General features: G+C 43.4%; 17 protein-coding genes and 1 pseudogene. 17 read left to right on the forward strand and 1 reads right to left on the reverse strand.

All coding sequences use genetic code 11. From position 1 onward, the window contains the following. Nucleotides 1-372 precede the first annotated feature (372 nt). From ACZLMD_RS05370 to ACZLMD_RS05430, 13 genes are all read left to right on the forward strand, one after another. The gene (locus ACZLMD_RS05370) at nucleotides 373-1,104 is read left to right on the forward strand and encodes a LytR/AlgR family response regulator transcription factor (protein ID WP_022306740.1); all 732 of its coding nucleotides are present in this window, start codon (nucleotides 373-375) and stop codon (nucleotides 1,102-1,104) included. 199 nt (nucleotides 1,105-1,303) lie between these two features. Next, nucleotides 1,304-2,236 carry an Ig-like domain-containing protein gene (locus ACZLMD_RS05375; protein ID WP_489495243.1) on the forward strand — a complete coding sequence of 311 codons (933 nt, stop codon included), beginning with the start codon at nucleotides 1,304-1,306 and terminating at the stop codon, nucleotides 2,234-2,236. 557 nt (nucleotides 2,237-2,793) lie between these two features. Next, nucleotides 2,794-3,213 (forward strand): hypothetical protein, encoded by a 420-nt coding sequence (locus ACZLMD_RS05380; protein WP_022305838.1) that lies wholly within the window; start codon nucleotides 2,794-2,796, stop codon nucleotides 3,211-3,213. 107 nt (nucleotides 3,214-3,320) lie between these two features. Next, the gene (locus tag ACZLMD_RS05385; RefSeq protein WP_022305839.1) at nucleotides 3,321-4,667 is read left to right on the forward strand and encodes a hypothetical protein; all 1,347 of its coding nucleotides are present in this window, start codon (nucleotides 3,321-3,323) and stop codon (nucleotides 4,665-4,667) included. Further along, nucleotides 4,664-5,557, forward strand: a complete 894-nt coding sequence (locus ACZLMD_RS05390) for an ABC transporter permease (protein ID WP_022305840.1) — start codon at nucleotides 4,664-4,666, stop codon at nucleotides 5,555-5,557. The genes ACZLMD_RS05385 and ACZLMD_RS05390 overlap by 4 nt, the downstream gene beginning before the upstream one ends. Next, nucleotides 5,550-6,410, forward strand: coding sequence for a hypothetical protein (locus ACZLMD_RS05395; RefSeq protein WP_022305841.1), 861 nt, complete (start codon nucleotides 5,550-5,552; stop codon nucleotides 6,408-6,410). The genes ACZLMD_RS05390 and ACZLMD_RS05395 overlap by 8 nt, the downstream gene beginning before the upstream one ends. Nucleotides 6,411-6,440: 30 nt before the next feature. After that, the gene (locus ACZLMD_RS05400; RefSeq protein WP_022305842.1) at nucleotides 6,441-7,079 is read left to right on the forward strand and encodes an ATP-binding cassette domain-containing protein; all 639 of its coding nucleotides are present in this window, start codon (nucleotides 6,441-6,443) and stop codon (nucleotides 7,077-7,079) included. Between the two features lie 11 nt (nucleotides 7,080-7,090). Next, a complete protein-coding gene (locus ACZLMD_RS05405; RefSeq protein WP_489495244.1) occupies nucleotides 7,091-8,872 on the forward strand; it encodes a hypothetical protein in 1,782 nt (593 codons plus the stop codon). Between the two features lie 12 nt (nucleotides 8,873-8,884). Next, nucleotides 8,885-9,727, forward strand: a complete 843-nt coding sequence (locus tag ACZLMD_RS05410; protein WP_489495245.1) for an ATP-binding cassette domain-containing protein — start codon at nucleotides 8,885-8,887, stop codon at nucleotides 9,725-9,727. Continuing rightward, entirely contained in the window at nucleotides 9,709-10,344 is a 636-nt protein-coding gene (locus tag ACZLMD_RS05415) for a hypothetical protein (RefSeq protein WP_118560842.1), read from the forward strand. The genes ACZLMD_RS05410 and ACZLMD_RS05415 overlap by 19 nt, the downstream gene beginning before the upstream one ends. An 86-nt stretch (nucleotides 10,345-10,430) precedes the next feature. Beyond that, nucleotides 10,431-11,171 carry a hypothetical protein gene (locus tag ACZLMD_RS05420; RefSeq protein WP_489495246.1) on the forward strand — a complete coding sequence of 247 codons (741 nt, stop codon included), beginning with the start codon at nucleotides 10,431-10,433 and terminating at the stop codon, nucleotides 11,169-11,171. Between the two features lie 131 nt (nucleotides 11,172-11,302). Then, a complete protein-coding gene (locus tag ACZLMD_RS05425) occupies nucleotides 11,303-11,722 on the forward strand; it encodes a hypothetical protein (RefSeq protein WP_489495247.1) in 420 nt (139 codons plus the stop codon). 408 nt (nucleotides 11,723-12,130) lie between these two features. Next, nucleotides 12,131-12,274, forward strand: a complete 144-nt coding sequence (locus tag ACZLMD_RS05430) for a hypothetical protein (RefSeq protein ID WP_022305848.1) — start codon at nucleotides 12,131-12,133, stop codon at nucleotides 12,272-12,274. 114 nt (nucleotides 12,275-12,388) lie between these two features. Here ACZLMD_RS05430 and ACZLMD_RS05435 read toward each other — a convergent pair whose 3' ends face one another. Beyond that, entirely contained in the window at nucleotides 12,389-13,942 is a 1,554-nt protein-coding gene (locus ACZLMD_RS05435) for an Ig-like domain-containing protein (protein WP_158577215.1), read from the reverse strand. Nucleotides 13,943-14,213: 271 nt separating this feature from the next. Between ACZLMD_RS05435 and ACZLMD_RS05440 the strand changes: the two genes are divergently transcribed. The 4 genes and pseudogenes from ACZLMD_RS05440 to ACZLMD_RS05455 all read left to right on the forward strand — a co-directional run. Further along, complete coding sequence (locus tag ACZLMD_RS05440; protein ID WP_022305850.1) at nucleotides 14,214-14,606, forward strand: type II toxin-antitoxin system RelE family toxin; 393 nt, start codon at nucleotides 14,214-14,216, stop codon at nucleotides 14,604-14,606. Between the two features lie 243 nt (nucleotides 14,607-14,849). Continuing rightward, nucleotides 14,850-15,203, forward strand: coding sequence for a spore coat associated protein CotJA (locus ACZLMD_RS05445; RefSeq protein ID WP_022305851.1), 354 nt, complete (start codon nucleotides 14,850-14,852; stop codon nucleotides 15,201-15,203). Then, complete coding sequence (locus tag ACZLMD_RS05450; RefSeq protein WP_022305852.1) at nucleotides 15,200-15,448, forward strand: spore coat protein CotJB; 249 nt, start codon at nucleotides 15,200-15,202, stop codon at nucleotides 15,446-15,448. Before ACZLMD_RS05445 ends, ACZLMD_RS05450 begins: the two co-directional genes overlap by 4 nt. Before the next feature lie 66 nt (nucleotides 15,449-15,514). After that, nucleotides 15,515-15,610 (forward strand): annotated as a pseudogene (locus ACZLMD_RS05455) (manganese catalase family protein); the annotation flags it as partial. Nucleotides 15,611-15,658: the final 48 nt, after the last annotated feature.

Here is a 15,658-nt window from a genome sequence, read left to right on the forward strand (position 1 = left end):
GTTTTGTTTCTGTCGTTATGAATGTAATGGGATACAACCGTTATTCGACCTGTGTGGCGCTCGGAGTGATATTGACCGGTGTGCTGCAGCTGCCGGTGATTATCAGGAAGATAATGCGATGATATCGTGCCGTGCATTATACACAGAGGATCGGAAGCGTGTCTTACACGGATTGTATGAACCGTAATCTACAGGGTGGAGTAGAAGGGTTTTAACGATACAAAATTATAGTAACAACAGCACATTTGAGTATGTAAAATATCAGGTGCCGTTTTCCGGGAGGGGTTCGGAAAGTGGCATGATTTGAAAAATTAAAAGATCATTTATAAAGATACAAAATTATTATAATTCAGCAGGGTTAAAGAGGACAAAATGTTTAATATAATTTTTTTGGATAATAATCTGCAAGATTTACAGAGAACAAAGGAATATCTTGAGTCTGTACAGAGCGAGATAAAATATGATGTTAATATAAAATATTGTCATGAAGAAAGTCAGATGTTTCAAATTTTAAATGCAAAAACCTCTCCATACGATATATTTGTGACAGATATAAAAATGCGGAATTTATCGGGCATAGATATTGCCCAAAAAATTAGGGATGAGCAGAAGAATGCAATAGTGATATTTATGACTTCCTATACGAAGTATGTGTATCAATCTTTTGAGTATGCAGTGTTTCGTTATATTCGAAAGGATCATATGAATGAGGAATTGCTGCCGGCATTACAAGCAGCGTGTGAAAAACTTGCAGTTTCCAGACGAACATATATCATTATTAAGAATACCCAGGGAATTCAAAAAGTAAAGAGCAGTGATATTATGTATTTTGAATTAGAAAACAGAAAATGTATTATTTATACCAGAGAGGAACGGATAGAAGCATGGAAGAATATAACACAGTTAAAAAACGAATTGGGGGAAGAGGTTCAGTTATTCATAGAGATATACAGAGGATGTATGGTGAATAAAAAACATATAAAAAAGGTTTGGAAAAATGAGAATAAACTGGTTCTTGACAATAACATTGAGTTGTCCATCAGTAGAAGAAAAAAGAAAGTCGTTGAGGAGACAATGGTTGAATATTGGAATAAGCATAAATAGTGGGAAATAAGTATATCATGAAACGTCTATTTGGTTTGATGAGGTTTTGTAGTATGCAGTATTAAGAAAAGCTTAAATAACCAATATGACAATCAGAATGACCGAATAGATAATGTATGACATTTGTAATAAAATATGTGTTAAAATAAACAACAATTTACGCAAGAAACATTCACAAGAAAAACAAGGAGGTAGCTTTATGAAAAGAATCGTATCAATGGTAACCGCAGGAGCGTTGATCGCAACACTGATCGTGCCTGCTAATGTGGTTTCCACACAGGCAAAAATGAAAAAGCAGACAATTTCACTGACGGTTGGAGCAGTGAAGAAACTGCAGGTCAGCAAATCATTCGCAAAGAAAAATGTGAAATGGAAAAGCAGTAACAAATCGGTTGTCACCGTGAACAAATCCGGCAAAATCAAGGCAGTATCTGTTGGAAAAGCCAATGTCACAGCAAGAACAACCGGGAAAAAGGGTCAGCTTGCCGCTAAATTTGTGATCAAGGTGACAAAGAAAAAGGTAGAAGCAACGACAGCTCCGGCAACGACAACGGCACCGCAGGTAACACAGACGCCGGTTGCAACGCAGGCACCGGTTACAACACAGTCGGCAGCACCGCAGGTAACACAGACACCGGCACCAACGACAACACCGACACAGTCACCGAATGCGGATCTGGATATTTCAAAGGAATCGATTGATCTGATCTATACGACTGCAGAAGCAGCATATGCAGCAAAGAAACTCGAAGCCAAAGCATCAAAGAACAACAAGGCAGCGGCAGTTGCAGAGAAGTTAAAGAGTCTGGATGATGAGTATTTCCAGAAGTATACGGTTGCATTGGTAGGAGTGCCGGTTACCGATGGTTATGATGTAACATTAACTTCCACAGAGCAGAAGGATCAGGACATGGTCATCAATCTGCAGGCAGATTGGACAGCGAAAAATGGGATTGTCACAACTGTAATAGAAACGCAGTATGTTTTGGTGGAGCTTCCGTGGAGACTTCCGGGGATTGATACCGTAACAACACAGTTGACATATCATAATGACATGAGTTCAGCTGTTGACGGAAAAACGGTAGAGGTTTGTAAGATTAAGGTAGAATCGCTGGTTTGGCCGGAGAATTAAATGCAGAGAATTATTGTGCATAGCAGAAAAATCAAAGAATGAAATATTTAACAGGAGATTGTAAATCACTCTCTTATCAAGAAACGCCCGTTCCGGTAAAATACCGGTTCGGGCGCTTCCTCTATCTTTAAATTTATATTACGGATTGTTCTAAAAATCAAAATAAAATAACCAGTTAGTCAATAAAAGATACCTAATAGACGATGTATGACATTTATGAATAGAAATGTGTTAACATAAAAACAGAAAGGAGGAATAGAATATCAATAAGGCTGTTGAAAGAATAGTAAATGTTTAGAAAAACAAACGATTAACAATATAATATCGGTATCTATGTTTTGTTTTTGGAAATGAATGTTCCTAAACAGCTTCAAAAAGTATCACAGAAGAAACAAAAGCTTAGTTAAAAAGAGCAAAGAGAAATGGAGGGATGTAAAAAGAAGATTTAAATCTGGTAAAATGACAGTTTTGATGTTATATGACAGCTCATGCCAGAAAATATTTGACAGCAACTTATTTATAATTAAAGTTATTTATTTTGAAGGGAGATATGTATTATGAAAAAATTTAAAAAAACTATGAGTGTTTTGGCGGTAGCATTAATTGCAGCATTAGGGATCGGAGGTGCCAATGTAGGAGCGACAAGCTGGGCGGTTTCTCATGCAAATTATTCGGGTGCACCTAGTTCTGAAGGTGTTGCAAAAAGCATTATTGTTAAGCAGCGAGCAAAAGGTGCAACTGCAACGTGTAATTATAGCACTCACACGAATAGCAAGGCTACAACGGGTTATACATATATTCGCTGTGAAAATTATACTATGACTAAGAAAACAATAACGAATACAGGTAAAGCTACTTGCAACCCAAGTGTGGGAAGTCCGATTGCTAACATTTCGGTACAGTATAAAGTGTCTGCTTATACTCCGACAACAAATGATACATACAATTCTCAAGGAAACATTGTGGCAATAAATTAATAGCAAGTAATAAAGGATAAGTTTTTATAATAACAAGATCCACCAGATTCACATTGTTATGAGGATCTGGTGGACAAAATTATATAGGTATTATTAGGGGGAAGCTTATGAAGAAGACAACAATATACCTGACATTGTCAGTAATCGTGCTCCTTTGCTTTACCGGCTGCGGTGGAGGAAAGAATCATGGAACAGAGAGCAGGAAGCAAGTAGATAAGACATCCGCAGTAGATTTGCATATCAGCGATGACAAGGTGATAGATACGATCAATTCCTGTTCGAATCTTCAGGTCTCAAAGGAACTTTCCGTGAAGCTTCCATCAAAGAAGACGAGTGTATATCAATATACTGCCGATTATAACTTTGATGTGGATATGAAAGATTATGACAGTGAGTTTCGAGAAATGTTTCGATATTTATTCCCGGATCATTCTATGAATGAGAATCACCTGCTGTATAGTGGCGGAAGTTCGAAGCTGGAGTATGATGACGAGACGGGAGAACTTGTTCAGGATTATAATAAGGTGAAGGACTGGAAGGATCAGATTCTTTCCGGGAAAGAAGGACGAGTTTATTATATTTATGATGATACATGGAATGAAAACATGACGGAGTGGAAGCCCTCTGTTTGTCTGGAGCTTGGTAATCCGATCGGGTATGGGTACGGAACGGTTAATAAAGGGAAAACAGTTGCCCTCAATGGCAGTAAAGTTGAAAATGATGATACGCATGAGAAAGTGTATCCGGGACTGGATGGATATGATCCATCGGCTTACTTAGAATATGTTGCATCATATTCTCCGGACAGCACCGAGAAGTACCAGTTAGAGGATCGTAAAATTGCTGTCTGCGATGCGGTAAAATTTCTGGAAAAGTACATAAACAGTCTTCCAGGTGCAGGAGACAAGACGGCGAAAACAGTTGTGACAGAGGTGGATGTATACCGTGTAACAAAAAATATCTATGGATATAATATGATAACGACGAAGGAGTATGAGGGGATTCCTTTTGATTATATGAGAGCAGGAGAATATGAGGGACGTCTGGGATATGACAAGTATTCTTCGCTGATCGGTAACGCATTTATGGTAGAAAGTAAAGATGTCGATATTATAGATGGCTTTTATCTGAAGGAAAATGCGGTCAATAGAACAAATCTGTCGGAGATTATATCATTAGAAAGTGCGATCAAATCTGTCAGTAGCCAAATGACAGAGCATATCAAATTTAAGGTGAATGAGATTGAACTTGTCTATGCACAGCAATTTGCCAGAACAAAGAATGGATATATTGATACGGAGCATTCGTCTGCAAAGATTACGCCGGCATGGAAGATTACACTGGAAAATACAAACGATGAAATGACATATGTCTGTTATCTGGATGCGGCAGACGGACAAAATTACCGGTATGCCATGATACCGACAAAGTGGTGGAAAGGGAACGGAAAATGATACTGCGGAATATCAAAACGGATTTTCGGAAAATTCTGAGTGGATATGGTTTTTATCTGTGTATTATCTTTACCTGTCTGCTGTGTTTTGCGGCATACATTTATGAAGATGGCGTTACAGGAAACAAGTATTCTGTATTCCGCTCGCTGCTGACCTTTGACCGGCAGTTTATGTTGGATGATACAATGTTCTGCTCCTTTGAGGTTGTCCGGAATGGTGCGGGAAACTGGCTGTTTTTGTTTGTCCCGATCATTGCTTCCTTTGCCTTTGTGCCTCTGGTCTGCGATGAACATGAAGCGAAATCGGTACGTTTCGAGGTGTTTCGGACGAATCGGTTTTGTTATTATACATCCCGGTTTATGACAGGCTGTTTATGCGGAGGACTTGCAGTCATGATTGGATTTATCATTTTTGTGCTGGTCGTTCATGCGTTATTTCCATCTATCAACGCATACAGTCCCGAGTTGCAGACGCAATACAAAGAAATGATGGCAGCAATACATATACAAATTTCGGGCACACATTATATTCAGACGATTATGGTTAAAGTCGGCGGAATGTTTTTGTATGGTATGTTTTGGGCGGCACCGATTATGATGATGACAGCTCTGATCCGCAACAAATATCTGGTAATGTGCATTCCGTTTTTTATAAAATATGGAATCAACCAGACCTGCGAAAAAATACGATGGCGTATGTTGGAAGATCCGGAAAAAGTAAGTACATGGCTTCGGCGTATGACTGCATTTCTGGATCCGGATCAGTTGACGGATCTGGCAGGGAGTGGAAGTCAGATCGGAGAAGTACTGCTATACCATGGTTTGCTGGTGCTGTTTTTCTATATTGTGTATCTGGTGGTGCAAAGCAGGAGGGTTGATTGCGGTGAATAAAAGTATAAAGTGTATTCTGGCAGTTGCCAGAAGCGAATACATCAAATGGATTACAAACCCGAGAGTTATCATTGTGCCGGTTTTGCTGGTGTTTATGCGGATCCTTGCGGTGGAACCGCTGTTGACCCGGGCGGCAAAGCTGGGAGCGGAGCTGGAACGGATGGAGCCGTTCGTTGCAATCGGCAATTCGGGAATGCTGGTCATGCTTATGCCCTGTGTGTTTCTGGTACTGATCAGTGATTATCCGAAGGTGACAGGTAATACATTATTCTTCTTGCAGAGAACAGGGCGGTTTAACTGGTTTGCAGGGCAGCTTGTGTTCCTTATGATGACGATTCTTACATATCTGGGGGTTGTATTTGGAGGAAGTCTTTTGATGACAGGCGGTGATTTTACCGGAAGATGGAGTGATGTTGTTACGAAGTACAATGCAAATTTTCCGGATGAAGCAAACAGCTTTACTGCCCGGCTTTTGCCGTCCAATCTGTATAATCAGATTCCGCTGCGTGTGACGGTGATACAGACATTGTGTATGATGTGTGCATATTTGTTTCTGATCTGCCTGATCATTTATTTCTTTAAATTAAAACATGTTCAGACACTTGGACTTCTTGTGGCAGTTTTTGTGATCGCTGCCGGTGTTGTTACATGTTCATTGAAAACGGATACAATGTGGCTGTTTCCGATGGCAAATACGATTATCTGGCTGCATTATGATACGATTCTGAATGCGCCGAAAATGCCGGTGTGGTGTTCGTTTGCTTATTTTATGATTGCTATCGGTGTGATGCTGGTGCTTACTGCCCGGGCAGTGCATCGGATGGAATTATTTAATGTCGAACAGGTGGAATAAGGAGCTGTAATCGGAAAGGAATGGATCATTATGAAAGATATTATTGAGGTCAGAGGGCTCAGTCTTACGATCGGCAAAACGGCGATATTGAACGATGTGACGGTTTCTCTGGAAGCCGGAAAGATACATGGACTGATCGGCAGAAACGGCAGCGGTAAAACGATGCTGATGAAATGCATATGCGGATTTATCCGACCGACCCGGGGAGTGGTGGTCGTGGACGGGAAGAGAGTTGGAAAGGATGTGGATTTTCCGAAAAATATGGGGATCATCATTGAGACGCCCGGCTTTATTCCGTATTATTCCGGCTACAAAAATCTTAAGCTGCTGGCGGGGCTTCGGAACAAGATTGGCAAAGAGGAGATTATTCAGGCGATGGAGAGGACAGGGCTTGATCCGAAACTGAAGCGGCATGTGAAAAAGTATTCTCTTGGAATGCGGCAGAGGCTGGGTCTGGCACAGGCGATCATGGAGGATCCGGATATTCTGATTCTGGATGAGCCGATGAACGGGCTTGATAAGGACGGGGTTGAGGATATGCGACGGTATCTGATCGACCTGAGAGAGCAGGGGAAAACGATACTGATCGCTTCGCATTCTTCTGAGGATATCTCAGTATTATGTGATGCGGTCTATGAAATGGAGAAGGGTGTATTAGCAAATAGATAGTGGAGAGTGAAATGATAAAAACCAGTGTGATCCGATTTCTAAAAAGTCCCATCAAGGCAGGAGTGCTTCTTGTCTTCTGGGGCTGTGTGTCTTATTTTCTGTTTACGACCAAAATATACTGGAACGAAGTCAATAGACCGATTGATCTGATGATGGAGATTTTACCGTATATTTTTCTGGTTTATCTGGTGATTGCATACGAGTGTTTTTACGACATCAAACGTTTTCATATGGAGGAGCTGCTTCTTGGAAACGGACAACTGCTGCGGGCGCAGGGGAAAGAGTTTGTTGTATTATTAGGGGCGGATCTGCTGGGCTCCGTTTATCTGTTTGCATTTCACATTATGTGTTACAGTCAGGCGGATGTGCTTTGTAAAGCACTTGTCCTGTACACGGTGAGGGTTATCTTTATATACATATTTCTGATGATTCTGGTGGCCATATGTATCGGCTGGGTAATATCACTGGTTACCAGCCGGTTATATGGTCTGGCGTTGATCGCTCTTACATTTTATGTTTTCGATATGAGCTTTTTGTCGCTGTTAAGCAGTATGTCGGACAAGCATGAATTTCTGTGGAAACTGACAACGTTATTTAGCTTTTTCTTTCAAAGCAGACGTGGAATCTGCAGGGATGCGGATTATCTGTTGACGGCAGAAAACGTACATATTTACCGGGCGTTATTTTTTGCGTGTTTCATGCTGGCAATCATATTGTGGAAGCAGGCGGGACGAAAGGCTTGGAGTGTTGTTTCCGGAATGTTGGCAGTGACCTTTCTGGCGTTGTTTTTTCAGCCGACAGGAGCCGTTTATTTTATGATGAATATTCCGAATACATGGGACTCTGTGTCGTATGTGGAACGATACCGGCAGGCGGAATATTCCGATATTTCTCTGACGAAAAAGGGACAGAATAAGAAGGCTTTTCAGGTGGAGAGTTATGATATGAATGTTACGGTGACGGATCAGTTTCAGGCAGAAGCTTGTGTGGTTCCGACAGATGGGACGCAAAAGGAGTATCCGTTCACGCTGCAGTATATTTTTCAGGTTGATCAGGTGACGGATGAGCGGGGAGAGAAGTTGACTTTTGAGCAGGATGAGGATTATCTTCTGGTTCATAATTCCCGTGGGAAGCTGCATTCGATCCGGATTGTTTATCATGGTACGACCAAAGGCTTTTATGCAACGACGCAGGGAATGATGCTACCTGCCAATTATGCATATTATCCGATGCCGGGATGGCACAGGATCTTTTTGGAAAGTGGCGATCCGTATCCGGGGCTGAAAGGAAAGATCGTGGGCGACGACTGCTTTTCAAGGGAGGTATTTTCGGAGGAGACGGATTTTAAAGTGACGCTGCGGTGCAAAGGAAAATATCCGGTTGCCTCGAATCTAAAGACGCTCGCGCAAACAAAGGAGCATGGATTTGTGGTATGGAAGCTTTCCGGGAGAAGTGATGGCATCACGTTGATAGGAAATTCTTATCTTGTGGAGAGGAACATAGAAGGAGTGCGGGTGATATGTTCCCGTCTGGATTGTGAAAATGTTTCAAAATATAAAGAGCTTTTTCGCAAAATTGATCAGGAAACGAAATATTCCATGAAAGGGAAAACGTTTATTGTATCGCCGGATTATAATTATATTAACTGGTGCGTTGCAAACGATCACATTGTGGATACTTTGCTGGGAGAACGTGATATCATTGAGACATTAAACACAGGAATGCTGTATCCGGCAGAGGATGATACAGAGGTTAAACTGGGTATCGATAATTGGATAGAATCTTTAGAATAATGAGGGAAGTTTATGGAAACAAGGAATAGCTTGCAGTTAAAAGAGGTCAGAAAATCATTCCGGCGCAAAGAAATCCTGCATGGGATCAGCTGTGATCTGGAGAATGGTGTTTATGGTCTGCTCGGCACAAATGGAGCAGTGAAAACAACTCTGATGAGATGTATGACGGGGTATTATCAATATAAGGGAGATATTATTTTAAATGAAAGCAATGTCCGCAAAATGGGACTCAGGAAAATCGGATATCTTCCGCAGAAGTTTGTCGGATACCCGGAGCTTTCGGTATATCAGATGCTGGAATATTTCTGCAATATCAAAAAGCTTTCGAGAAGAGAGTGGAAGGATCAGATTGATCAGAGTCTGACCTATACGAATCTTGAGGACAAAAGGGACGCAAAGATTAGGACGTTGTCCGGAGGAATGGTGCGAAGAGTGGGAATTGCGCAGGCAATCCTGGGAGATCCGCAAGTGATTCTTTTGGATGAGCCGACATCAGGACTGGATCCGGAGGAACGAAACCGGTTCAAGAATGTCATTGACAATATTTCTGACGGAAGGATTGTTATCTTGTCCACGCATATCGTAGAGGATGTTGAGGCGAGCTGCGATAAAACAATTGTAATGGCAGATGGAAATTTTATTTATCAGGGAGATACCCTGGAGCTTTGCAGATATGCAGCCGGAAGGATCGTCGAGGTGGATGAGGAACAGGTGAAACAGGGAATTGATGGTGAGATTGAGAAGACATATCTCAAAAAGGGAAGAAAAATGCATCGTGTCATTCTGAGAGAAGCTGTTTCAAATGCGCTGGAGTCGACAGTGGAGGATGGTTATATATGCTTATTGAAAAAATAATGAACCGTTTTGACAGGACGGCGTTACAGTGGAGAGGAATGGGACCGTTAAAGTATCTTCCGTTTCTGGTGTGTTATGTTCTGGTTCCGGTTACGATTTACATACTGCAGTCTGCGGGGACAACGTATCATCTGCTGGATACCATGTGGAATCAGATAGCGCTGATCTATCCGATCATGGCGGCGTGGTGGACGGCGCTTTGTGTAGAGCCTGTCATGGGGCAGGAGGGAGAACTGTTCGGCTTATATGAGAGGAATAAATGGGTGGATGTCCTGATTTACTTTGTGCTGTATGACATTATGATCGTACCGGTATGTCTGTGGATCATGAATCGATGGCCGGATTATATCTACCCGGAAGATTTTATTGGTTTATTTATACAATGCTTCTTTTCGGCGTGTCTGGTCTATGGGATTGCATGCCTTGTTCGTTCGGTGGCGGTTTCTTTTTTGGCGATGCTGATCTTTAATCTGTTCCTGAACGGAAGGATTTCGTATATTTTAGTGGATAATCTGGATCTGCAGACCGGCAATATATTCGGACCGGCGGCATTGATCCTTACCGGTGTGATTTTCCTGATCCTGGGTAAGGAGATGCAGGAGAGAGGGAATTTATAATATTTAAATTACCCTGCAACATTTCTGCGACAAGCGCCACAGATAAACAGAAGAACCGATGAAATTCCTTGCAAGGAGGGGATCGTATGAAGAAGAAATATGTGGTCGGGGTGGTTTGTCTGGTGGCGGTGATTCTGTTCGTGCTGGTTGATCAGAGGAATCAGCAGGCATTGAAGAAGCAGGAAGAGGCTGAAATTGGGGAGACGGATGTACGGGCGGATTATGATGTTTTAAGAGCGGGGGAGCTTGAAATGGACCGGGTGACGGATGATTATCTGATCTCGGTGAAGGATCTGCTGGAACGCAGATCGGACGGGAAAGAGATTCGCGGAATGATCTGGTCGGTCGGACAGGAGCTGACGAAGAAAAAGAGCGGTAAATTATATGTGTCAGCGAGACCTGTGTATCTCTGGGATGCCGGGCAGAGCAAGGTCTACGAAAAGCAGGTCCTTTTGATCGTGTTTGATGAATCATTGTCGAAGATGGGGTACTGCAAGCTTACCTTCGATCGTACGAAGTCCGGGGATCAGCGAAGTCTTGCGGATGTGGAAGGAACTACGCTGGAGGACGCATGGTATTTGCGGCAGAATCCTTCGCAGGAGTATGTTTATGTGAGCGTGAGCAGGGATGACACCGAAAAGTCTGACTGGAGGGAGAATGTTCTGATGGACAGTGACAGCTCGATCGTGACCGGCACTAATGGCTGGGGATATTTTTCGGTGACGGCGAAGGGGGATTATTTCGGAGCGATACGGAAGGTGAAAGGGCTGACATTTTCTTATGACAGCCTGATGAAGCCGGAGAACCTGATCGAGATCACGGAGTGACGACTGCGGAGGAGTAAAGGGGCTTTTACTTGCTCCCTTGCCGGCTTGACGGGAGATGCGGGTGGTCCGAAAGGGGGACGTGACAAAACGTTTAAAATTTGATAAAATGTAGTCGAAACGAGGTATCACAGATGAGAGAGACTTATAAGATGAAGCGGTGGATGAGTATCTGCCTGATCGTGGTTTTATTCCTCTCAGGGATGTGTTTTGAGAAGGTCAAGACAGATCCTGAATTTGGTGTGTCCAAAACTGTGACGTCCGGCGTATTCCAGAGTCTGCAGAATCCGACAGACAGTCAGGATATGTGTTCGTCCGAGCAGCTTGGCGATTCGATGCTGCGCAGTACGGGCGAGGTTCTCAGACGGACCGAATCCGGTCAGAGGAACCGTACATTTTCAAAGCTTAGCTCCTTTGTGAAGCTGGGCGTGGCTGCCGGTGGTGCTTCGGACAATATATTCCGGAGCCGGGCAATGAATGCCGCAGGCGCAATCGTGACGTGTGAGTCAGTGATCATCGCATACATACATCAGCAGGACGGTTCTAAAGGCTGATATCATTCCTATCTATGATGCAATCGGGCAATCTGAGGCATCCGTCAGGGATACCTTTTGCCATGTACCGCATCATTCTGTTTTCAGAGACGGCAGTATGCCGTTTTCCGTCCGGAATCGGACATTTCAATGTTTTATATGAGGAGTTGCTTCTTCGGGAGAAAGGGGCTTCTTTCGGTATGAATTTTATGATGCAATGAAGCAATCCGTAGCATCAGTTGGGGTCAAAAGGTATTTTGCCCCAACATCATTTTATAAAGGTATGAATTAATATAAACGGAATAAATGCGGCAGCAGGCGGTGGAAGTGGAGAAGCCGGCGGCTGCTGCCGGTGATGCGCCTGCGGTCACGACAGGCTGCAGGCCTTTATTAAGCTGCGTCACGCAGTGAAAGAAAGGTTGATAATCAATGAAAATTTTAGGAATGATATTATTAGGAATTGGAGGAACATTTGGTATTGCACTTGTAGGAGGCACGGTTGTTGGTATGATCGGTGTGATCCTCTACAAGATTTACCGCAAGCTTCGTTATAATATTTCGCTGTACAATTAGAAGTGCTTTGAAGTATGATGCGAGAGGAAGGCGCGATCATGCGGCAAATGGTCTGATAAGGGGGTGTCCCAATATTGGGACACCCCCTTTGAAGTGCTAGTGATGTATGAGAAATTATTTTTTTACAGTGATCTGAACAACGACCTTCTTACCGTTGGACAGAGACAGTGTAATCTTACATTTTCCCTTCTTTTTGGCGGTAACAACGCCCTTGCTGTTGACCGTTGCAACCTTAGGGTTGGAGGTCTTTAAACGAACCAGACCGACATAACCCTTTGTGATCGTGTATTTGATCTTCTTTGATTTCTTCACCTTGATCTTCAGCTTCTTCTTGGCAACCGTGATCTTGTAGACCTTCTTCGCCGGTGTGGCAGTTGTGGAAGGAGTGGTTGTCTTACCCGGAGTCGGTGTCGTGACAGGTGTCCGTGTTGAAGCCGGTGTCTGCGTTGGCACCGGTGTTGCGGTTGGAATCACAACAACCTTTTCGATAACGCCGGACACCGTGAATGGAACCATCACATACAGTCCATCGGCCGTCTCAAGGCGGGCAACGTATTTACCGTTCTTCTTGATCGTTGTTGAAGTGCCGTTGATAACATTTACCCGGTTGGAGGTATTCCAGAATGTGTCGCTCATCACAATGGATGGATCATAATCTCCCTCCATAACACGGATCGTTCCGGTTTCTCCCTGGAAGGTAACGTTGGCACCGGAAGCATCGGCATTCAGTGTGTTGGATGTTACGGAGAAGCGTGGTGCATCCGGAATGAATCCAAGATATGTCGTAAAGGAAAGAGAATTGGTTCCGTTCCAGCGGTTGCCACGGTAATAGTAAGTTCCCGGTGTCAGATAGCAGCTATACATTGTGTCCTGCGTGCTCTGGAGGGTTTTTCCCTTGAAGATACGGGATGTGATCGCCGTGTCAGAGAAAAGCTCCCAAGTGATATAGTCATTTTCGCAAAGAGGCATCGCCAACAGCCAGCCGCTTTCCTCGACAACGAAGCTGTGTACATTACTGTAGCCCTTCCAGTCAGTCGTGATCGTGTCTGTCGTAATGGAAGCTTCTGCGTTGACAGCGGAGGTCAGATCCTCTTTCTTGCTGATGACCGGAACAGTCACATCGGTTGTAATGGTAAAGTCCGGGCGTACATTGGTGTAGCGCAGACCACCGGACTTAGCCGGGATAAAGCCGATGAAGGAAGAGATTGTCAGGGGATTGGTTCCGTTCCAGCGGGATGCCTGATAGTAGTATGTACCGGCGGCTATCGTATAAGAAGAAATCTCGTCGCGGCTGGAATCGCAGCCGTCCGCCTTAAACACAGGAGTCGTTTTGGCAAGGTCCATATAGACGGTGCCTTTGGCATAGCCCTCCGGGCTGATCGGTGCCACAAGAAGTGTACCCGGACATGGGAGGTTGATCTCATACAGAGGTGTATCTCCGCTCCAGTCCGTTTCAATGATATCCTGCGAGCTTGCCGGATAGTCGTTGTCAATGTAGCTGCGGAAATCCGCTACGTTTTCCACAATGGCATAATCAAGTGCCTGAATCACGTCAGCCGCTGCGGCATGTTGTGGCTTCGCTGCGTAGAAATCGCCGGAGGTAATCACCATGGCGGCGGACAAGGCGCAGACGATGATGTTTCGGAAAAGTTTGTTTCTTTTTTTCATAAATACCCTCATTTCTTTCATTTGTTCATGTGTTTCGTGTCAAAATGCTTCGATTTAAGTATATGGGGAAAGAAATGGGAAGTCAATGGAAATGGAGGGTGATGAGAAAATTTTACATGGATTACATATCCTCTTGATCATATTAACATCGAGGGGGATAAACTTATATGTTGATAAAACAATGTTTATATTGTTTTTTACATGAATCAGGGGTATACTCTATTAAATATCAGGTAATTATGGAGTTGTGATTGAGGGTGGTATATCTGATATGAAAGAAATTAAATATTCTAAGCAGGCAATCAAATTTTTAAAGAAACGTGATATGGTTACCAGGAAACGTATCGTGAACGCAATCAATCATCTTCCGGCTGGAGATGTTAAAAAGTTGCAGGGAGAAGAAAATTACCGCTTGCGGGTAGGAGATATTTATATGTCAGCAATTAAGGAACGAATTATGGGAGCGGTTGCTGTTATGAATGATAATGAAGCTGAGATTGTGTGGGATTTGATCATCCATAATTTTCCGCTACGCTCTTGGGATAATATAGAGACTGTTGCACCTGACGAGTGGGACAGAGTGATGTTGAGGGAAATACATGATGATCCGGATTGCAAAGAATTTGTTTCGAGTGAGGCTGCACTGAAAGAATTAGGTTTGTAGGCAGTATCAGGAGGCTGAATCGACATAATATATTGCTATAAAAGGTAACACCTTGCATAAAAGCAGAGGTGTTACCTTTTTCGTATTTTGATCCTTTTTACTCAAGCGAACGCTTTGATAATTATTTCGTCAAGACAATTCATGTCATCCAATTATCTGTAAACGATTTTTCGTTCCTGCATATATTAAAAGTATCACGGAAATATTCCTGATATTTCAAAAAAGCAGAAAGGAAGTATATCTATGAACTCAATGAATGGATGCCGCGGGAATATGGGATGCCGCGGAAACAGAAATTGTCGTGCCGTTCCGGAATCCTGCGACTGCATGCCGGACAATGTCCCATCCTGCAATATGACTCCTCAGGACGCCGCATGCCGCACGGCAGAGGGACAATGCCGGAATGATTCTGCCGGTGACAGCTGTACCGATCCTCTTTACGGCATGCCTCTCGCCATCGGCTATGTCCCGTGGCAGCAGTGGCGCAAAATCTACGATCCGGCAGATGGTCTCGCCAATGGAACGATCTTTCCGGAATTGAATTTGCAATTTTATGGATGCATCCCGCAGGGCTGCGCAAAAGGAGGCAGATTATGAGCAAGGATCAGATGCGATTACTGAAATATATCTCCCAGGTCAGCTTTGCTCTGACGGAGACAAACCTCTATCTGGACACCCACCCATGCGATAAGGTAGCACTGAGTTATTATCAGATGGTAAAAAAGCAGCGTGAGGAGGCAGTGCAGGAATACAGCGAGAAGTATGGACCGCTTCAGGCGGATCAGGTAAACTGCAAGGATTACTGGACATGGGTTGAAACCCCGTGGCCATGGGAGCTGTGACATTTACCGGCTCGCGTTTCTGACATTTTAATTTCATATTTAATAAAATAGAATGGAGTTTGTCATATGTTTAATTATGAAAAAAGACTGGAATATCCGGTTCATATTACCAGGACAGATCCGAAGGCGGCGATGGTGATCATCAGTCAATACGGCGGTCCGTATTCGGCAAGTTTAGGGGTGGAACAAAGCCCCTGTTTTCGGGGCTTT

It is taken from the genome of Jutongia sp. (genome assembly GCF_057878315.1).